This is a genomic window from Pseudomonas sp. GW821-FHT01E05, assembly GCF_059422425.1.
The window spans coordinates 360,810-379,697 of sequence record NZ_JBWKWW010000001.1 but is presented as its reverse complement, the minus strand read 5'-3'; the positions used below and the strand labels follow the sequence as shown (position 1 = coordinate 379,697).

General features: G+C 59.2%; 21 protein-coding genes, 1 other RNA gene and 1 pseudogene. 13 read left to right on the top strand and 10 right to left on the bottom strand.

Translation table 11 applies throughout. The features are described from left to right. Positions 1–7 precede the first annotated feature (7 nt). Positions 8–565 carry a YecA/YgfB family protein gene (locus AC07W5_RS01905; RefSeq protein WP_495010400.1) on the bottom strand — a complete coding sequence of 186 codons (558 nt, stop codon included), beginning with the start codon at positions 563–565 and terminating at the stop codon, positions 8–10. A 127-nt stretch (positions 566–692) separates the two neighbouring features. Between AC07W5_RS01905 and AC07W5_RS01900 the strand changes: the two genes are divergently transcribed. The 4 genes from AC07W5_RS01900 (at position 693) to AC07W5_RS01885 (ending at position 2,123) form a co-directional block, all read left to right on the top strand. Further along, entirely contained in the window at positions 693–902 is a 210-nt protein-coding gene (locus tag AC07W5_RS01900) for a TIGR02449 family protein (protein ID WP_007982902.1), read from the top strand. Further along, entirely contained in the window at positions 899–1,216 is a 318-nt protein-coding gene (locus AC07W5_RS01895; RefSeq protein ID WP_494990815.1) for a cell division protein ZapA, read from the top strand. Before AC07W5_RS01900 ends, AC07W5_RS01895 begins: the two co-directional genes overlap by 4 nt. Positions 1,217–1,246: 30 nt before the next feature. Then, a non-coding RNA gene (ssrS, locus tag AC07W5_RS01890) (6S RNA) lies at positions 1,247–1,425 on the top strand. A 92-nt stretch (positions 1,426–1,517) separates the two neighbouring features. Further along, entirely contained in the window at positions 1,518–2,123 is a 606-nt protein-coding gene (locus AC07W5_RS01885) for a 5-formyltetrahydrofolate cyclo-ligase (protein WP_494990816.1), read from the top strand. Positions 2,124–2,158: 35 nt separating this feature from the next. Here the strand turns inward: AC07W5_RS01885 and AC07W5_RS01880 are convergent, their stop codons facing one another. Further along, a complete protein-coding gene (locus tag AC07W5_RS01880) occupies positions 2,159–2,302 on the bottom strand; it encodes a hypothetical protein (RefSeq protein WP_494990817.1) in 144 nt (47 codons plus the stop codon). Positions 2,303–2,498: 196 nt separating this feature from the next. On the opposite strand from AC07W5_RS01880, the gene AC07W5_RS01875 reads away from it, so the two are divergent. After that, the gene (locus AC07W5_RS01875; protein WP_495022685.1) at positions 2,499–2,948 is read left to right on the top strand and encodes an EVE domain-containing protein; all 450 of its coding nucleotides are present in this window, start codon (positions 2,499–2,501) and stop codon (positions 2,946–2,948) included. Between the two features lie 276 nt (positions 2,949–3,224). Here the strand turns inward: AC07W5_RS01875 and AC07W5_RS01870 are convergent, their stop codons facing one another. After that, entirely contained in the window at positions 3,225–3,632 is a 408-nt protein-coding gene (locus AC07W5_RS01870; RefSeq protein ID WP_494990820.1) for a flagellar basal body-associated protein FliL, read from the bottom strand. Positions 3,633–3,809: 177 nt separating this feature from the next. On the opposite strand from AC07W5_RS01870, the gene AC07W5_RS01865 reads away from it, so the two are divergent. Both AC07W5_RS01865 and glpT read left to right on the top strand, forming a co-directional pair. Then, positions 3,810–4,787 (top strand): NADPH:quinone oxidoreductase family protein, encoded by a 978-nt coding sequence (locus tag AC07W5_RS01865; RefSeq protein WP_494990821.1) that lies wholly within the window; start codon positions 3,810–3,812, stop codon positions 4,785–4,787. After that, positions 4,786–4,956 (top strand): annotated as a pseudogene (gene glpT / locus AC07W5_RS01860) (glycerol-3-phosphate transporter); the annotation flags it as partial. The gene AC07W5_RS01865 and the pseudogene glpT, both read left to right, overlap by 2 nt. A gap of 42 nt (positions 4,957–4,998) precedes the next feature. Here glpT and AC07W5_RS01855 read toward each other — a convergent pair. Further along, on the bottom strand, positions 4,999–5,646 hold the full coding sequence (locus AC07W5_RS01855; RefSeq protein ID WP_494990822.1) for a gamma-glutamylcyclotransferase: 648 nt from the start codon (positions 5,644–5,646) through the stop codon (positions 4,999–5,001). Between the two features lie 356 nt (positions 5,647–6,002). Between AC07W5_RS01855 and AC07W5_RS01850 the strand changes: the two genes are divergently transcribed. Continuing rightward, complete coding sequence (locus AC07W5_RS01850; RefSeq protein ID WP_495022684.1) at positions 6,003–6,482, top strand: sn-glycerol-3-phosphate transporter; 480 nt, start codon at positions 6,003–6,005, stop codon at positions 6,480–6,482. Between the two features lie 14 nt (positions 6,483–6,496). Here AC07W5_RS01850 and AC07W5_RS01845 read toward each other — a convergent pair whose 3' ends face one another. The 5 genes from AC07W5_RS01845 to AC07W5_RS01825 all read right to left on the bottom strand — a co-directional run bounded on the left by AC07W5_RS01845 (position 6,497) and on the right by AC07W5_RS01825 (position 11,741). Next, a complete protein-coding gene (locus tag AC07W5_RS01845) occupies positions 6,497–7,465 on the bottom strand; it encodes a CDP-6-deoxy-delta-3,4-glucoseen reductase (RefSeq protein WP_494990823.1) in 969 nt (322 codons plus the stop codon). After that, positions 7,465–8,931 (bottom strand): 4-hydroxy-3-polyprenylbenzoate decarboxylase, encoded by a 1,467-nt coding sequence (gene ubiD / locus AC07W5_RS01840; protein ID WP_494990824.1) that lies wholly within the window; start codon positions 8,929–8,931, stop codon positions 7,465–7,467. The genes AC07W5_RS01845 and ubiD overlap by 1 nt, the downstream gene beginning before the upstream one ends. A gap of 141 nt (positions 8,932–9,072) precedes the next feature. Then, the gene (rho, locus tag AC07W5_RS01835) at positions 9,073–10,332 is read right to left on the bottom strand and encodes a transcription termination factor Rho (RefSeq protein WP_025216061.1); all 1,260 of its coding nucleotides are present in this window, start codon (positions 10,330–10,332) and stop codon (positions 9,073–9,075) included. A 247-nt stretch (positions 10,333–10,579) separates the two neighbouring features. Continuing rightward, the gene (gene trxA / locus AC07W5_RS01830) at positions 10,580–10,909 is read right to left on the bottom strand and encodes a thioredoxin TrxA (RefSeq protein WP_064680366.1); all 330 of its coding nucleotides are present in this window, start codon (positions 10,907–10,909) and stop codon (positions 10,580–10,582) included. Positions 10,910–11,033: 124 nt separating this feature from the next. Further along, positions 11,034–11,741 carry a FadR/GntR family transcriptional regulator gene (locus AC07W5_RS01825; protein ID WP_495022683.1) on the bottom strand — a complete coding sequence of 236 codons (708 nt, stop codon included), beginning with the start codon at positions 11,739–11,741 and terminating at the stop codon, positions 11,034–11,036. 255 nt (positions 11,742–11,996) lie between these two features. On the opposite strand from AC07W5_RS01825, the gene AC07W5_RS01820 reads away from it, so the two are divergent. The 5 genes from AC07W5_RS01820 to ppx all read left to right on the top strand — a co-directional run bounded on the left by AC07W5_RS01820 (position 11,997) and on the right by ppx (position 16,597). Beyond that, on the top strand, positions 11,997–12,782 hold the full coding sequence (locus tag AC07W5_RS01820; protein ID WP_495022682.1) for a transporter substrate-binding domain-containing protein: 786 nt from the start codon (positions 11,997–11,999) through the stop codon (positions 12,780–12,782). Between the two features lie 21 nt (positions 12,783–12,803). Next, on the top strand, positions 12,804–13,484 hold the full coding sequence (locus tag AC07W5_RS01815; protein WP_495022681.1) for an amino acid ABC transporter permease: 681 nt from the start codon (positions 12,804–12,806) through the stop codon (positions 13,482–13,484). Continuing rightward, positions 13,481–14,131 carry an amino acid ABC transporter permease gene (locus AC07W5_RS01810; protein WP_494990828.1) on the top strand — a complete coding sequence of 217 codons (651 nt, stop codon included), beginning with the start codon at positions 13,481–13,483 and terminating at the stop codon, positions 14,129–14,131. The genes AC07W5_RS01815 and AC07W5_RS01810 overlap by 4 nt, the downstream gene beginning before the upstream one ends. Then, on the top strand, positions 14,118–14,855 hold the full coding sequence (locus tag AC07W5_RS01805; RefSeq protein WP_494990829.1) for an amino acid ABC transporter ATP-binding protein: 738 nt from the start codon (positions 14,118–14,120) through the stop codon (positions 14,853–14,855). The genes AC07W5_RS01810 and AC07W5_RS01805 overlap by 14 nt, the downstream gene beginning before the upstream one ends. A gap of 239 nt (positions 14,856–15,094) precedes the next feature. Further along, positions 15,095–16,597 carry an exopolyphosphatase gene (gene ppx, locus AC07W5_RS01800; RefSeq protein ID WP_494990830.1) on the top strand — a complete coding sequence of 501 codons (1,503 nt, stop codon included), beginning with the start codon at positions 15,095–15,097 and terminating at the stop codon, positions 16,595–16,597. A gap of 60 nt (positions 16,598–16,657) precedes the next feature. Here ppx and ppk1 read toward each other — a convergent pair whose 3' ends face one another. Next, a complete protein-coding gene (ppk1, locus tag AC07W5_RS01795; RefSeq protein ID WP_495022680.1) occupies positions 16,658–18,877 on the bottom strand; it encodes a polyphosphate kinase 1 in 2,220 nt (739 codons plus the stop codon). Positions 18,878–18,888 lie beyond the last annotated feature (11 nt).

The window sequence follows — 18,888 nt, the reverse complement described above, 5'->3', positions numbered from 1 at the left end:
CTAACGATTAATGCAGCGAAGGCTTGGCAGCCGGTGCAGCCGGCTTCTTGGTCTCGGTGAATAACAGCAACGGCGCGACCCGCAGGTATTCCATGACTTCCATGTAGTCACTTTCACCGTCGTCGGACTCTTCCAGGGCGTCCTGAACCTGGGCGATAGCCGCGAGGTCTTGCAGGACTTCGCTGGCCTCGGTGCTCAGCATGCTGCTGTCACGGCAGTTCAGGCCGAAACCGCTGAGGAAGCCCTGGCACCACTGGCCCAGCGCGGCAGCGCGCTCGGTGAGCGGCGCGTCGTCGGTCGGCAACAGCAGAACGACGGTCATGTCGTCGCTGGTCAGCTCGCCCTTGACCATTTCTTGCAGGCCGATCAGGGCGTTGCGAACGTTGTCTTGTGGCTCGCCTTCGAGCAGTTCGGCGGCGTCGACCAGCCAGCCATCGACTTCAAAACCGGCGCCGGCGCAGCTGCGGCCGAGCAGCAGGCCATGCAGTTCAGCAGGCGAGACGGGATGGCCGCTGGTGCTCAGCAGGTTGGCGAAGGCTTGATACGGAGAATTCTGAATGGGCATGGGTAGCTAGGCGCCAAGCGGCGCTATGTCTAGAATGAAGGCCTTGTATCCTACATCGACAGACTCGCCAAGACTATTAAAGGCTGTCCGCCAGTTACCGCCCATCAGACAAATCCCGTGGAACACTATGGAAGACACAGACCTGCAAGCGCTGATGGCTAGACTCGAACTGCTAATTACCCGGGTCGAGCAACTAAAGAGCCAAAACGGACTCCTATTAGCTCAGGAAAAGACCTGGCGCGAGGAACGCGCGCACCTCATTGAAAAAAACGAAATCGCCCGGCGTAAGGTCGAATCGATGATTTCGCGCCTGAAGGCCCTGGAGCAAGACTCATGAGTTCAAGCAATAGCGTTACCGTGCAGATCCTCGACAAAGAATATTCAATCATCTGCCCCCAGGAAGAGCGCAGCAATCTGGTGAGTGCCGCCCGTTATCTGGACGGCAAAATGCGCGAAATCCGCAGCAGCGGCAAAGTCATCGGTGCCGACCGCATTGCCGTGATGGCCGCGCTGAACATCACCCATGACCTGCTGCATAAACAGCAGCGCCCTGAAGTGCAGGTCAGCGGTTCGACCCGCGAACAGGTGCGCGACCTGCTCGATCGCGTCGATCTGGTGCTCGCCACCGATCCGGATGTCAGCAAGGGCTGATTCCTGAAGGTGGTTGCGCTATACTCGCGCCACTCCCTGGGGTGCTTGCCAGTTGGCGATGTCCCTGAGCCGATTCGCACTACCCTGGAGGTTGCACGTTGGGCCGGTGTGCATGTCCGCTAGACGGAAAGCCTTAAGGTCTACTGCATCTTCCACCTTGAACTTTCGGGTTCAAGGGCTAAGTCGACAGCGGTTCATCCGGGGAGCCTGAATTCCAGTCCAATGCCAGTTTCTTCAAACTGGCATTGGTTTTTTACGAGTGCGCCATCCTGCCGCGCTCGATCCTGATCAGCCAGAATCCATGACCGAACCTGCGCCGCTATCCCGCCCGCAACTTCGACGCATGCTGCGCAAAGCCCGCCGCGAACTCACACCCAGTGAACAACGCGAGGCGGCCCGCGGACTTTATCGGCAACTGGCACAGCACCCGCTGTTTCGCCGGGCCAGACATATCTCTCTTTATCTACCCACCGACGGTGAAATCGATCCGCGCTTGCTGCTGCGTGCCGCTCAGCGTCGGGGTAAGGCCACCTATCTGCCGGTACTCAGCGCCTGGCCGCGCACCAAAATGGTGTTCCAGCGCATTCGCCCTGGGGAAAAGTTGCAGCCCAACCGCTTCGGCATTCTCGAGCCACGGATCAACGCGGCCCGGCAACGCAAGGTCTGGGCGCTGGATCTGGTGTTGTTACCGCTGGTTGGCTTTGATGAGTTTGGCGGACGTCTGGGGATGGGCGGCGGTTTCTACGACCGCAGCCTGGCGTATCTGGCGCGTCGCAAAACCTGGCGCAAGCCGACACTGTTGGGGCTGGCCCATGAATGTCAGAAAGTCGAACGACTGGCTCAGGCGAGCTGGGATGTACCGATGCAAGGAACGGTCACGGACAGGAAGTGGTATATCGCCGGGTAGACGCCACTTGAGTCAGCGGCGCCCGGTGAGCACTATCAGCGCTTGAAGGGTTTTTGCTGAGCGACTTCAATCGGTGCATTGGCCTGGTTCGACCACAGGCTCTGCGCATAACCCGTGGTCACGACGCCCAAACCGAACAAAATAACCAAAATCCAGAGTAAATCCGGTTTGCGTTTCATCGATTGCCCCCCTTCAGGCATATCACACACGATGACAGCAACGGTTTCCGATATAGGCCGTGCAGCAGCGTCAAGCTTAAAAGCCCGGCATTTTGCGGTAACGTGAACCGACACGCAAACGGTGGCGTCAACCGACTGTCGGTTAGTCATAAAGTTGCCCGACAACGTGCCCAACCCCACTCCAGGAGCAAAAAAGATGGCCTATTGGCTAATGAAATCCGAGCCGCAAGAGCTCTCGATCAAGGGCCTGGAGAAGCTCGTTGAATCGCGCTGGGACGGCGTGCGCAATTACCAGGCGCGTAACTTCTTGCGGGCGATGGCGGTGGGCGATGAGTTTTTCTTTTATCACTCCAGCTGCCCTGAACCAGGCATTGCCGGGATCGGGCGAATCGCCGAAGCGGCGTACCCGGACCCCACGGCCCTGGAGCCGGAAAGCGTGTATTTCGACCCGAAAGCCAACGCTGAGAAAAACCCCTGGAGCGCGATCAACGTCGCTCATGTCCAGACCTTCCCCAAAGTGCTCGGGCTGGGTTACCTGAAACAACAAACAGCACTGGCTGAGTTGCCGCTGGTTCAGAAAGGCAGTCGCCTGTCGGTGATGCCGGTAACCGCCGAGCAATGGGCAGCGGTTATGGCGCTTCGTTGATCGCGGCGCGGAGCACGGCTTGCTGGCGATGGCGGTCTGAAGGCCACGCACGTTGTAGGAGCACGGCTTGCCGGCGATGGCGGTCTGAAGGCCACGCACGTTGTAGGAGCACGGCTTGCCGGCGATGGCGGTCTGAAGGCCACGCATGTTGTAGGAGCACGGCTTGCCGGCGATGGCGGTCTGAAGGCCACGCACGTTGTAGGAGCACGGCTTGCCGGCGATGGGCGGTCTTGGGGCCGCTATCGCGAGCAAGCTCGGCTCCTACAGGATCCAGCATTACTGGATAATCAAATTGTTGAACAACAGGTCATCAACCATCGGCTTGCCGGTTTCGTCGTTCATCACTTGCTGTGTCTGCTTCAAGGCTTCCTGGCGGAGCTTTTCCTTGGCTTCGACGTTACTCATGCTCTCGGTGGTTTGCTGGGAAAACAGCGCCACCAACTGATTACGGATCAACGGTTCGTTGGCCTTCACCGCTTGTGCCGCTTCATCGCCCGTCACACGCAAGGCCACGTCAGCTTTGAATACCTTGAGTTTCGGACTGCCATCCAGACCATAGTTGCCAACGAATGGCGGAGTCAGGCTGATGTAGCTGACTTTCGGTGCTGCACCCTCTTTGGCTTCTTCGGCCATCGCTGCCATTGGCAGAGACAGGGCCAGCATCAACATGATCCACGCTTTCACAATTCGCTCCTTATCCGGTTTGCAGTCTAGTGGCCAGTATGGCCACCAGGATACTGACCCGCCTGCCCGAGCCCAAGCACAAAGCTTATGGCTGACTATCAGGGCGGGGCATGCTCATTGACCGCTTGATTCACACACCTACACTTATCGGCCATCACTCCCAAAGGAATAGCCCTGATGAAAGCCGTGCTGTGCAAAGCCTTCGGCCCCGCCGAAACGCTGGTGCTGGAAGAAGTCGCCAGTCCTCAAGCAAAGAAAAACGAAATCCTGCTGGACGTGCACGCGGCCGGAGTGAATTTCCCGGACACGCTGATCATCGAGGGCAAGTACCAGTTCAAGCCACCCTTCCCGTTTTCACCCGGTGGAGAAGCGGCCGGCGTGGTCAGTGCGGTGGGCGAAAAGGTCAGCCACCTCAAGGTCGGCGATCGGGTAATGGCGCTGACGGGCTGGGGCAGCTTCGCCGAGCAGGTCGCGGTGCCTGGCTACAATGTATTGCCGATTCCAGCGGCCATGGACTTCAACACCGCCGCCGCGTTCAGCATGACCTATGGCACCTCGATGCACGCGCTCAAACAACGCGGCAATCTGCAACCCGGCGAAACCCTGCTGGTACTTGGAGCATCCGGCGGCGTCGGCCTCGCCGCCGTGGAAATCGGTAAAGCCATGGGCGCCCGCGTCATCGCCGCCGCCAGCAGCGCCGAGAAACTCGCCGTCGCCAAGGCCGCCGGGGCCGATGAACTGATCAACTACACCGAAACCAATCTGAAAGACGAAATCAAACGCCTGACCGACGGTCAGGGCGCCGACGTCATCTACGACCCGGTCGGCGGCGACCTGTTCGACCAGGCCATTCGCGCCATCGCCTGGAACGGCCGCCTGCTGGTAGTCGGCTTTGCCAGCGGACGCATCCCCGAATTGCCGGTCAACCTTGCGCTACTTAAAGGCGCCGCCGTAGTCGGCGTGTTCTGGGGTTCGTTCGCCCAGCGCCAACCGCAGGACAACGCGGCGAACTTCCAGCAGTTGTTCAGGTGGTTCGCAGAGAGCAAGTTGAAGCCATTGGTGTCGCAGGTTTATCCATTGGCGCAAGCGGCAAATGCCATTAATGATCTTGGCCAGCGCAAGGCGGTTGGGAAGGTTGTTGTTCAAGTTCGGTAAGTACAGGAATGATTACCCGAAAGGCTACGATACCAGCCATGAAGACGAATTCAGCGCCAAGGCAATTTTCGTCAAATACGTGCTGCGCAACAAAATGCTCTGGTACGTGGCCATGGCCAACGTCTTCGTCTATCTGCTGCGTTATGGCGTACCGGACTGGGCACCGACCTTGTGGCACACAAGCCGCCAGTCAGGGCCGTGAAGCGCTCGCTTAATGCGAGCCTGATCTACAGCGCTTAAGCCGCGCCTCCAGATTCCGGTCTGGCATGGCGTGGCTACGCAGGGCGTTGACGGTCTGCTCGACATAGTCGCGAGTGGTGCCGTAACGCCCGCAAGCGCTCTCGAACACCTGGCTCAGTACATGGTCCGGCAAGTTGCCGGCATAGCTGGGCAGGTGCCGCTCCAGCACAAATCCCAGGGCCTGTACCTGGCTTCCGTCTTCGAGACGGCAGCTGAGCCAGTGTGGGCGATAGGAGGGATAGGGCATTTCGCGTTGCCACAAGGCATACAGCGCGGCTTCCAACTGTTCGTCCGGCAGCCGATAGGCAAAGCCGCTGCAAGAGCCGCCGCGATCCAGACCGAACACCAGCCCCGGCATTTCCGGCGTGCCACGGTGCTCGTGGGACCACAGGTACAAGCCGCGATGGTAACCATGCACTCGCCCGCGCATCCGCTCGACCGCCGTGCACTCAGGGCGCCAGATCAACGAGCCATATGCAAACAGCCAGACTGGCCCACCCTTGTGCCGGGCCATGGTGGCCTGCATTGAGCTGAGCAATTGTTCGTGAGTCAGCTGCGCGCCCAGATCAAGCCGCGGAGGGTAAGCCAGATTCAAAAAAGCAGATTCAATGGCTGTCATGGCAAATGGTGTTCGGCCCCACAAGTATTACAAGATGTAAGTAACTTTAGCCTAATAGAACATATAGCAGTAACCATAAAACGGAAAGTGCTAAAGGACGTATGACCCTCTATACATCACGACAGAGGCTAAACTCTGCACATCAATGCCCTGCGTATATAGCCTAATACCCTTTGATAATTATCTTAAATACCAGAATGAAATATGCATAAGCATTGCGCCCGTTCAGGATAAAGGACCATTGAGCAGCATTTTCCCCGCCTATTACCGGGGTACCCTGCTTATCTGCTCTTCGGACGCCCGCGTACGACGGCCTCCCACAGGCGCGAGCCTATCTGCTTGATAGGGGCCACATGATGAAAAACCTATGGTTTTACGGTCTGCTGTCAATGACCCAGGCCTCCCACGCCCTTGCACTGGATAACTCAACGCCAGAAAACAAAGGCTTCTGGTACGTGCAGACCAGCATCTACACCAAACACTATTCGCCAGACCCCGATCACAATGACAACCAGGACCTGCTCGGCCTTGAACGCAATGACGCTAGCGGCTGGGTATTTGGCGCGGCGACCTTCCGCAACTCGTTCAGCCAGCGCTCGTACTACGCCTATGCAGGCAAGCGTTACGAAAGTGCTAACTATCCGGTGTATATCAAACTGACCGGTGGATTACTCGAAGGTTACAGCGGCCAGCATCAGGACAAGATTCCCCTCAACCGCTTCGGCGTGGCGCCGGTGATCATCCCGTCGCTGGGCGCCCACTACGGCCCGGTGGCCGCCGAGCTGGTGTTGCTCGGCGCCAATGCCGCGATGATCACCACCGGCGTACGCTTCTAGGCAGGATCAACCGGTCAAGGCCGGGGCGCGTAGGCAAACACGTCGGCGCGCATCTGATGTGCATCCATCCCAGCCTCCACCAGCGCATCGAGCGTGGCGTAGATCATTGCCGGCGAACCGCTGGCGTAGACGTACACGGCGGACAGGTCGCTGATATCTTCACAGACGGCTTCATGCAGCATGCCGCAACGCCCCTCCCAGCCGCAGAGATCGCTGACCACTTTGTGCAGATAGAGGTTGGGCGTTTGCTGCCATTGCTCCCAATGTTCGATCTGGTAAAAATCTTCCGGCCGACGCACGCCCCAGTACAGATGCACCGGATGCTTGAAGCCCCTGGCCCGGCAATGCTCGATCAAGCTGTGCATTTGCGCCATGCCGGTACCGGCGGCGATCAGCACCAGCGGCCCGTCGGGTAGTTCACACAGATGAGTGTCGCCAAAGGGCAACTCGACCCGCACCATCGGGCTGCGCTGCAGTTGCTCGAGCAGGGCTTGAGCACTGGTTTCTCGAACCAGTACGTGCAGCTCCAGATCACGCCCGGAATGCGGTGCGGAGGCCAGCGAAAATGCGGCTTTTTCGCCGCTATCACGCTCCAGCATCAAGTATTGGCCCGCATGATAACGCGGCGGTTTACCCGCCGGCGCCCGCAGCCGGACCCGCCAGACATCGCCGCCGACTTCAACACATTCACTCACCTGACACGACAGGCTGCGCACCGGCAGTTCTCCCAGCGCAAGGACGCCATCCCAGAGCACGATGCAGTCTTCCAGCGGCTCCGCAATGCAAGTGTAGAACTCACCGTGATCACGAACATCACCCGCCTGTTCGACCCGGCCCTCGACCAGCAGCGCACCACACACATGGCAATTGCCGTTGCGACAGCTCTGCGGGCATTCATAGCCCAGGCGTCGCGCCCCATCGAGAATCCGCTCGCCGGGCAATATCTCAAGCACTGCTCCGGACGGCTGCAAGGTTACACGCATCAATCTATTCCTAACTGATTCCAGATGGCATCGATCCGGCGGGTGACCGCCTCATCCTTGACGATAACCCGGCCCCACTCGCGAGTGGTCTCACCGGGCCATTTATGCGTGGCATCGAGTCCCATTTTCGACCCCAGGCCGGAAACCGGCGAGGCGAAGTCGAGGTAGTCGATTGGCGTGTTGTCGATCATCACCGTGTCGCGCTTGGGGTCCATGCGCGTGGTAATGGCCCAGATCACGTCGTTCCAGTCGCGTGCGTTGATATCGTCGTCAGTGACGATAACGAACTTGGTGTACATGAACTGTCGCAAAAACGACCAGACACCCAGCATTACCCGCTTGGCATGGCCGGGGTACTGCTTCTTCATGGTCACCACCGCCATGCGGTACGAACAACCTTCGGGCGGAAGGTAGAAGTCGGTGATCTCCGGAAACTGCTTCTGCAGGATCGGCACGAAGACTTCGTTCAGCGCCACGCCGAGAATCGCCGGCTCATCGGGCGGACGACCGGTGTAGGTGCTGTGGTAGATCGGTTTGATGCGATGGGTGATGCGTTCGACGGTGAACACAGGGAAGCTGTCGACTTCGTTGTAGTAGCCGGTATGGTCGCCGTAAGGACCTTCGTCGGCCATCTCGCCTGGGTGAATCACGCCTTCAAGGATGATCTCGGCAGTCGCCGGAACTTGCAGGTCATTGCCACGGCACTTCACCAGCTCGGTACGGTTGCCGCGCAGCAGGCCTGCGAAAGCATACTCGGAGAGGCTGTCCGGCACCGGCGTGACCGCACCGAGAATGGTCGCTGGATCCGCACCCAGCGCCACGGACACCGGGAACGGCTGTCCCGGATGCTTCTCGCACCACTCACGGTAGTCCAGCGCGCCGCCTCGATGACTCAACCAGCGCATGATGACTTTATTGCGGCCGATGACCTGCTGGCGGTAAATGCCGAGGTTCTGCCGGTCCTTGTTCGGGCCTTTGGTAACCGTCAGGCCCCAGGTGATCAGCGGCCCGACATCGCCAGGCCAGCAGGTCTGCACTGGCAACATGGCCAGATCGACGTCATCACCTTCGATGACCACTTCCTGGCAGACCGCGTCTTTGACGACTTTCGGCGCCATGGCAATGATCTTGCGAAAGATCGGCAGCTTCGACCAGGCGTCCTTCAAACCTTTTGGTGGCTCTGGCTCTTTCAGAAACGCCAACAGTTTGCCGATCTCCCGCAACTCGCTGACTGCCTCGGCGCCCATGCCCAGCGCTACGCGCTCAGGGGTACCGAACAGGTTGCCGAGCACCGGAATGTCATAACCGGTAGGGTTTTCGAAGAGCAGGGCCGGGCCTTTGGCACGCAAGGTGCGGTCGCAGACCTCGGTCATTTCCAGCACTGGGGACACCGGAACCTGGATGCGCTTGAGTTCGCCGCGCTTTTCCAGGCCGCTGATAAAGTCGCGCAAGTCGCGATACTGCATGCGTGAGCCTCGTTGTGGCCGTGGCGTTCGGGGGCCTGAGTTTAGCGCCGAACCCACCTGTTCAGAATAGTGACCTGCCAGATCATCAATGGTCAGATAGCAAAAAGCCGGGTTTCCCCGGCTTTTGCTGACTTCCGCGATTTACTTGCGTTTCATCGACAGGAAGAACTCATCGTTGGTCTTGGTCTGCTTGAGCTTGTCGACCAGGAACTCGATGGCCGCGACTTCGTCCATCGGGTGCAGCAGCTTGCGCAGGATCCACATGCGCTGCAACTCGTCGTCAGCGGTCAACAACTCTTCACGGCGGGTGCCGGAACGGTTGATGTTGATCGCCGGGAAGACGCGTTTTTCAGCGATCTTGCGATCCAGAGGCAGCTCCATGTTGCCGGTGCCTTTGAATTCTTCGTAGATCACTTCGTCCATCTTCGAGCCGGTTTCAACCAGCGCGGTGGCGATGATGGTCAGCGAACCGCCTTCTTCGATGTTTCGCGCGGCACCGAAGAAACGTTTCGGTTTCTCCAGGGCGTGAGCATCGACACCACCGGTCAGGACCTTGCCGGAGCTCGGGATCACGGTGTTGTAGGCGCGAGCCAGACGAGTGATGGAGTCGAGCAGGATCACCACGTCTTTCTTGTGCTCGACCAGGCGCTTGGCCTTCTCGATCACCATTTCGGCAACCTGCACGTGGCGGGTTGGTGGTTCGTCGAACGTCGAGGCAACCACTTCGCCGCGCACGGTGCGCTGCATTTCGGTGACTTCTTCCGGACGCTCGTCGATCAGCAGAACGATCAGATGAACTTCCGGGTTGTTACGGGCAATGTTCGCTGCGATGTTTTGCAGCATGATCGTTTTACCGGCTTTCGGCGGCGCGACGATCAGGCCGCGCTGGCCTTTACCGATCGGCGCGCACAGGTCGATCACACGGCCGGTGAGGTCTTCAGTGGAACCGTTGCCGGCTTCCATCTTCATCCGCACGGTCGGGAACAGCGGGGTCAGGTTCTCGAAGAGAATCTTGTTCTTCGCGTTCTCTGGACGATCGAAGTTGATCGTATCGACCTTCAGCAGGGCGAAATAACGCTCGCCTTCCTTCGGAGGGCGGATCTTGCCGACGATGGTGTCACCGGTGCGCAAGTTGAAGCGACGGATCTGACTCGGCGAGACGTAGATATCGTCTGGGCCGGCGAGATAGGACGCGTCTGCAGAGCGGAGGAAGCCGAAGCCGTCCTGGAGAATCTCCAGCACGCCATCACCGGAGATTTCCTCGCCGCTTTTAGCGTGCTTTTTGAGCAGAGAGAAAATCACGTCCTGCTTGCGCGAACGGGCCATATTTTCTATGCCCATCTGTTCGGCCAATTCGAGCAGTTCGGTAATCGGCTTTTGCTTGAGTTCAGTCAGATTCATATAGGAATGACGTAATCATTTATGGAGGGGGGAAATTAAGCTTTTGGCTTAATGAGGCCGCGCCGCAGAGAAGGCGACAGGATCGCGTACTAATCGAAAAGGAGAGCGTCGGCGACGGCTTGCAGGGGGCAATGGAGAAACCAGTGCGGGGCCGAATGTACCACCTGAGTTTCAGAGCGTCTAGCCCTCTTTCATTAAAAAGCCCCGCGATTTGCGGGGCTTTTTATTAGGCAACTTGCAACGACACTCAGATGTTGGCGTCGAGGAATGCAGCCAGTTGCGACTTCGACAGTGCGCCGACCTTGGTGGCTTCGACGTTGCCGTTCTTGAACAGCATCAGCGTCGGGATACCGCGCACGCCGTGCTTGGCCGGAGTTTCCTGGTTTTCGTCGATGTTCAGCTTGGCGACGGTCAGTTTGCCAGCGTAGGTGCCAGCGATTTCGTCCAGAACCGGGGCGATCATTTTGCAAGGGCCGCACCACTCAGCCCAGTAGTCAACGAGCACTGGGCCAGCAGCCTGAAGTACTTCTGCTTCGAAGGTAGCGTCGGTGACGTGCTTGATAAGATCGCTGCTCATGGATGTCTCCGGGGGTTGTAAGCAAAAAAAAACGTTGCCCATCATAGCCGCCCTTCCCCCGTTCAGGAAGCCGCAGGTGATTGACTCTAACTATGGTGACGCATGAGTTTGGGTATAGCTCAACTCAGGACGTCGTGGGGGTCACGATGGCAATCCCGGTGCGCAGGGCTGCATTACGCACGTGCTCCTGCATGGCCTTCTGCGCGGCACCGGACGCACGACGAGCCAAGGCACGGAGGATCTTGCGGTGCTCCTGCCAGGTTTCCATAGCGCGTTCGGGCCGGATGAACGGTAACTTCTGACTCTCCAGAAACATCTCGGCACTGGTACTGAGAATGCTCAGCATCGCCTGATTACCACAGGCCAGCAGGATGCGCCGGTGAAACTCGAAGTCCAGCCGCGCCGCCGCGTCGAAATCTTCGGCGCGCAATTGGTTGCGCATCGCCTCGACATTGTCCTGCAACGCATCCAGCTCATCCGCCGTCAGCGTCACCGCCGCCAGACCCGCCGCAAAACCTTCCAGGGCATAGCGCAACTGGAAGATATCCACAGGCGACGCCTGGGCCGCGAAGGGCCAAAGTATCCCCGACTCGCTACGGGACAGGTCGATGAGCGACTGCACGAACACCCCTTTTCCCGGCTGCACACTGATCACCCCCAGCGCGCTCAAGGACGACAACGCCTCACGCAACGACGCCCGGCTGACACCCAGTTGCAACGCCAGATCCCGTTGCGAGGGCAGCATATCCCCCGGCCCGAAGCCTTGTTCGGCGATCAGTTTTCGAATGGCTTGCAAGGCCACTTCAGGTACGGCGCGGGAAATCGAATTCATGGTTTTTTTTGAGGAATCAGGCCTGAGACCGGCTAGTTGTAAAGCTATTGACGACGCACGGCAAGTCACGCCCCAAGCGGGTTCAGGCGTGCCGATGGACGCTCGATAACGGGGCAAAAAGCACTTCAACTGTTCAGACCAGTAAGACCGACAAACCCCAGATAAACCCTGCCTTCCAAAGCATTTAGAGGCTGCTGGCATGGGCTGTGCACTGTCCGAACGCAGAAATCACTTCCCTGGATTCGGAGAGTTGCCATGACCAAGCGTTACAGCGCCCTGCTCACCGCCCTGTTTGCCAGCCTGATGCTGAGCCAGGCGCCCGCCCATGCCGACGGCCTGGACGATGTCGTCAAACGCGGCACCCTCAAAGTCGCCGTGCCGCAGGACTTCCCCCCCTTCGGTTCGATCGGGCCAGACATGAAACCCCGAGGCCTGGACATCGACACCGCTGCGCTGTTGGCCAAGCAACTCAAGGTCAAACTCGAGCTGACCCCGGTCAACAGCACCAACCGGATTCCATTTCTGACCACCGGCAAGGTCGATCTGGTGATTTCCAGCCTCGGCAAAAACCCTGAGCGCGAAAAAGTCATCGACTTCTCCCGCGCCTACGCGCCCTTCTATCTCGCGGTGTTCGGCCCGCCCGATGCGGCCATCAACACCCTGGATGACCTCAAAGGCAAAACCATCAGCGTCACCCGTGGCGCCATCGAAGACATCGAGCTGACCGCCGTGGCTCCGCAAGGCGCGACCATCAAACGCTTCGAAGACAACAACTCGACCATCGCCGCCTACCTGGCCGGCCAGGTGGATCTGATCGCCAGCGGCAACGTAGTGATGGTCACCATCAGCGAACGCAATCCCAAGCGCATTCCTGTCCTGAAAGTGAAACTCAAGGATTCGCCAGTCTACGTCGGCGTAAACAAGAACGAGCCGGCGCTGCTGGAGAAGGTGAATCAGATCCTGGCCAGCGCTAAAACCGACGGCAGCCTGGAAAAAAATTCGCAGCTGTGGCTCAAGCAGCCACTGCCGGCTGATCTCTGATCGCTGTCACGGAGGTTAGCCATGGCTTATCAGTTCGACTTTTTACCGGTGCTGGACAACACCGGCCTGCTGCTTCGCGGTGCGCTGTTCACCCTTGAGCTGACAGCCATCGGCGCGGTACTCGGGGTCAGCCTGGGGACCGTCGGCGCGGTGGTTCGGGCCTGGCAGATCAAGCCATTTGCAGCGATATTCGGGGTATATGTCGAGTTGATCCGCAATACGCCGTTTCTGGTGCAGCTGTTTTTCATTTTCTTTGGCCTGCCGTCACTCGGCGTACAGATTTCCGAATGGCAGGCCGCCGTGCTGGCGATGGTGGTCAACCTCGGCGCCTACTCCACGGAAATCATTCGCGCGGGCATTCAAGCGATTCCGCGCGGCCAGCTGGAAGCGTCGGCGGCTCTGGCGATGACTCGCTTCGAAGCCTTGCGTCATGTGGTGCTGCTGCCGGCGCTGGGTAAAGTCTGGCCGGCGCTGAGCAGCCAGATCATCATCGTCATGCTCGGCTCGGCGGTGTGTTCGCAAATTGCCACCGAAGAGCTGAGCTTCGCCGCCAACTTCATTCAATCGCGCAACTTCCGTGCCTTCGAAACCTATGCCCTGACCACCCTGGTTTACCTGTGCATGGCGCTGATGATCCGCCAATTGCTGAACTGGATCGGCCGCCGGTATATAGCAAGAAGCAGCGCGAGGAACAGCCGATGAGCGATTTCACATTCCTGGACATCGTGCGCAACCTGCTCACCGGCCTGCAGTGGACGCTGGCGCTGTCGCTGGTGGCATTCATTGGCGGCGGACTGATCGGCTTGCTGGTCATGACTCTGCGAATTTCCGACAAGGCGTTCCCCAGTGCATTCGCCCGCACTTACATCGAACTGTTCCAGGGCACGCCGTTGTTGATGCAGCTGTTTCTGGTGTTCTTCGGCATCGCGCTGCTCGGCATCGACATTTCGCCGTGGCTGGCGGCCGCGATCGCGTTGACGCTGTTCACCAGTGCTTACCTGGCGGAGATCTGGCGCGGCTGCGTCGAATCGATTCCCCATGGTCAGTGGGAGGCCTCATCGAGCCTGGCACTGACGCCGCTTGAACAACTGCGCTACGTGATCCTGCCGCAAGCCTTGCGTATTGCCGTGGCGCCGACCGTGGGCTTCTCGGTGCAAGTGGTCAAAGGCACTGCCGTGACATCGATCATTGGCTTCACCGAACTGACCAAGACCGGCGGCATGCTCGCCAACGCCACCTTCGAGCCCTTCATGGTCTATGGCCTGGTGGCGCTCGGTTACTTCCTGCTCTGCTACCCCTTGTCCCTCAGTGCGCGCTACCTGGAAAGGAGACTGCATGCCTCTGCTTAGAATTTCCGCCCTGCATAAATATTACGGCGACCACCATGTGCTCAAAGGCATCGACCTGAGTATCGACGAAGGCCAGGTCGTCGCGATCATTGGTCGCAGCGGCTCGGGCAAAAGCACCCTGCTGCGAACCTTGAACGGCCTGGAGTCGATCAACGACGGGGTGATCGAAGTCGACGGCGAATACCTGGACGCCACTCGCGCCGACTTGCGCAGCCTGCGGCAAAAGGTCGGGATGGTGTTCCAGCAGTTCAACCTGTTCCCTCACCTGACCGTCGGCGAAAACGTGATGCTCGCGCCGCAGGTGGTGCAGAAAGTGCCGAAAGCCAGGGCTGCCGAACTGGCGCGGCAGATGCTTGAACGGGTCGGCCTCGGGGAAAAGTTCGATGCCTTCCCGGAACGCCTGTCCGGCGGCCAGCAACAGCGTGTGGCGATTGCCCGGGCGCTGGCCATGTCGCCAAAAGTGTTGCTCTGCGACGAGATCACCTCGGCGCTGGACCCGGAACTGGTCAACGAGGTGCTCAGCGTGGTCCGGCAACTGGCCAGGGATGGCATGACGCTGATCATGGTCACCCACGAAATGCGCTTCGCCCGGGAGGTTGGCGACAAACTGGTGTTCATGCACCAGGGCAAGGTGCATGAGGTCGGGGATCCGAAGATTCTGTTCGCCAATCCGCAGACGGCGGAACTGGCAAATTTTATCGGGACGGCTGAACACACGGTCTGAAGCAGACGATCGTTCCCACGCTCCCGCGTGGGAATGCAGCCCGTGACGCTCCGCGTCACTGCCCAAGCGGGACGCAGAGCGTCCAGTGAGGCATTCCCACGCAGAACGTGGGAACGATCAACAGGCTCTTGTATAGGAATGATCAATCAAAAGATCGCAGTCTTCTACAGCGCCTACGCGTTGGCGGCAGCGGTTGATCGTGGCAGGATGACAAGGTTATCGACCGAGACCCTTTGACCATGCCGCAATCCCAAGCCATTAATCTTTCGCTGATCGCCGCTATCGACCTGGGCTCCAACAGCTTCCACATGGTCGTGGCCAAGACCCAGAACGACGAAGTACGCCTTCTGGAGCGGCTCGGCGAGAAGGTTCAGCTGGCCGCCGGGATCGACGAGGAGCGTCAACTCTCCGAAGAATCCATGCAGCGCGGGCTCGATTGCCTGAAACGTTTCGCTCAACTGATCAACGGCATGCCCCCGGGCGCGGTGCGTATCGTGGGCACCAACGCCCTGCGCGAGGCGCGCAATCGTGGCGAATTCATCCGCCGCGCCGAAGAAATTCTTGGCCACCCGGTAGAGGTCATCTCCGGTCGTGAAGAAGCACGCCTGATCTACCTCGGCGTCTCCCACACCCTTGCGGACACTCCGGGCAAGCGCCTGGTGGCCGATATCGGCGGCGGCAGTACCGAATTCATCATCGGCCAGCGCTTCGAACCGCTGCTGCGTGAAAGCCTGCAAATGGGCTGCGTCAGTTATACCCAGCGCTATTTCCGCGACGGCAAGATCACCCCGGCCCGTTACGCCCAGGCTTACACGGCGGCGCGACTGGAGATCATGAGCATCGAACATGCCCTGCATCGCCTGACCTGGGATGAAGCTATCGGCTCCTCAGGCACCATCCGCGCCATTGGCCTGGCGCTAAAGGCCGGCGGTTACGGTACTGGCGAGGTCAACGCCGAAGGCCTGGCCTGGCTCAAACGCAGACTTTTCAAGCTTGGCGACATCGAGAAAATCGACTTCGAAGGCATCAAACCCGATCGCCGGGCGATCTTTCCGGCGGGTCTGGCGATTCTTGAAGCAATTTTCGATGCCCTCGAACTGCAACGCATGGACCACTGTGAAGGCGCCCTGCGCGAAGGCGTGCTCTATGACCTGCTGGGACGTCATCATCACGAAGACGTCCGTGAGCGCACTCTCAGCTCGCTGATGGAGCGTTACCACGTCGATCTGGAACAAGCGGCCCGGGTTGAGCGCAAGGCGCTGCATGCCTTCGATCAGGTCGCTATGGATTGGGATCTGGATGACGGAGTCTGGCGCGAACTACTGAGCTGGGCAGCCAAAGTCCACGAAGTCGGGCTGGACATCGCCCATTACCAATACCACAAGCACGGCGCCTACCTGATCGAGCACTCCGATCTGGTCGGCTTCTCCCGCGAAGACCAGCAAATGCTGGCGCTACTGGTGCGCGGCCACCGGCGCAATATTCCCAAGGACAAGTTCGCCGAATTTGGCGATGACGGCATGAAGCTGATTCGCCTGTGCGTGTTGCTACGCTTTGCGATTCTGTTCCACCACATCCGCGGCACCCAGGAAATGCCTCAGGTGGTGCTGCACGCCAACGGCGACAGCCTGGATGTGCTGTTCCCACAGGATTGGCTGGACGAGAACCAGCTGACCCAGGCTGACTTCGCCCTGGAAGCCGAGTGGCTGACCCGCGTAGGCATCGTGCTTAACGTTCGCTGAAAACAAAATGGCGATCCGCAAGGATCGCCATTTTTTTACATCTCTCAACCCTCGCCGGCGTTATCGAACGCTCAGCACTGGATTGCTCAAGCGCTCCAGCAATGTTGCCTGGGCGCTGCGCGGGTTCTGGTTACCGGTCGGTGTGTTGCGAATGTATCGACCGTCCGACTGCAGGCTCCAGCTATGGGTGTTATCGGTGAGATAACTTTCCAGCTCTTTCTTGACCCGCAGAATCAATTTCTTGCCCTCGACCGGGAAGCAAGTTTCGACGCGCTTGTCGAGGTTGCGCTCCATCCAGTCGGCGCTGGACAGGAACATCTGCTCTTCGCCACCGTTGAGGAAGTAGAACACCCGCGTGTGCTCCAGGAAGCGACCGATGATCGAGCGCACATGGATATTGTGCGAAACCCCGGCGATACCCGGCCGCAGGCAGCACATGCCACGTATCACCAGATCAATGCGCACCCCGGACTGACTGGCCTTGTACAGCGCGCGGATGATCTTCGGATCGGTCAGTGAGTTGAACTTGGCAATGATGTGCGCCGGTTTGCCGTCGAGGGCGAACTGGGTTTCCCGGGCAATCATGTCGAGCATGCCCTTCTTCAGGGTGAACGGCGCATGCAGCAGCTTTTTCATACGCAGGGTCTTGCCCATGCCGATCAACTGACTGAACAGCTTGCCGACGTCTTCGCACAAGGCATCGTCTGAAGTCAGCAGACTGTAGTCGGTGTAAAGACGGGCGTTGGCGGCGTGATAGTTGCCGGTACCCAGGTGGGCATAGCGGACGATTTCCCCGGCTTCACGACGCAGGATCAGCATCATCTTGGCGTGGGTCTTGAAGCCGACCACGCCATAGATCACCACCGCACCGGCCGCTTGCAGACGGCTGGCCAGTTGCAGGTTGGATTCCTCATCGAAACGCGCACGCAACTCGATCACCGCAGTGACCTCTTTGCCGTTACGCGCCGCATCGACCAATGCATCAACGATTTCCGAGTTGGCGCCGCTGCGGTACAGCGTCTGACGGACCGCCAGTACATGCGGATCCTTGGCGGCCTGACGCAGCAGGTCGACCACCGGTGTAAAGGATTCGAACGGGTGCAGCAGCAGGATGTCCTGCTTGCTGATCACGCTGAAAATGTTCTCGCTGTTTTGCAGCAGTTTCGGAATCTGCGGCGTGAACGGCGTGTATTGCAGCTCTGGATGGCTGTCCAGGCCAGTAATGCTGAACAGACGCGTCAGGTTGACCGGACCGTTGACCTGATACAACTCGGTCTCATTCAGGTTGAACTGCTTGAGCAGGTAGTCGGACAGGTGTTTCGGGCAAGTGTCGGCCACTTCCAGACGCACTGCATCACCGTAGCGACGGGAGAACAGCTCGCCACGCAGAGCGCGGGCCAGGTCTTCCACATCTTCGGTATCGACCGCCAGGTCAGCGTTTCGGGTCAGGCGGAACTGGTAGCAGCCCTTGACCTTCATGCCCTGAAACAGGTCATCGGCATGCGCGTGGATCATCGACGACAGGAATACATAGTTGTCGCCCGCACCGCCGACTTCTTCCGGAACCTTGATAATCCGAGGCAGCAGACGTGGCGCCGGGATGATCGCCAGACCGGAATCGCGACCGAAGGCGTCGATGCCTTCGAGCTCGACGATGAAGTTCAGGCTCTTGTTTACCAGCAGCGGGAACGGATGCGTCGGGTCGAGGCCGATCGGGGTGATGATCGGCGCGATCTCGTCGCGGAAATAGCGGCGCACCCACGTCTTGAGTTTGGTCGTCCAGTAGCGGCGACGAATGAAGCGGACCTGATGTTTCTCCAGCTCCGGCAACAGTATGTCGTTGAGGATTGCGTACTGGCGGTCGACCTGACCGTGTACCAGTTCGCTAATGCGCGCCAGCGCCTGATGCGGTTGCAGACCATCGGCCCCGGCCTGTTCCCGGGCGAAGGTGATCTGTTTCTTCAGACCGGCGACGCGAATCTCGAAGAACTCGTCCAGGTTACTGGAGAAGATCAGCAGAAATTTCAGCCGCTCCAGCAACGGGTAGGACTCATCCAGCGCCTGTTCCAGAACGCGGATGTTGAATTGCAGCTGCGACAGCTCGCGATGGATGTACAGGCTGCTGTCATCCAGGCTGGGAAGCACAATCGCCGGCACCGGTTGATGCGGCTCGAACACTACCGACGGCGGGGCTTCCTGCTCCAGCGGGGTTTCGACGATTGGCTCGACCACAGGTTGAGCCTCATTTACTGCAACTTCGGTGAGTCCTTCGGTATTCATCGAGTGTTCCT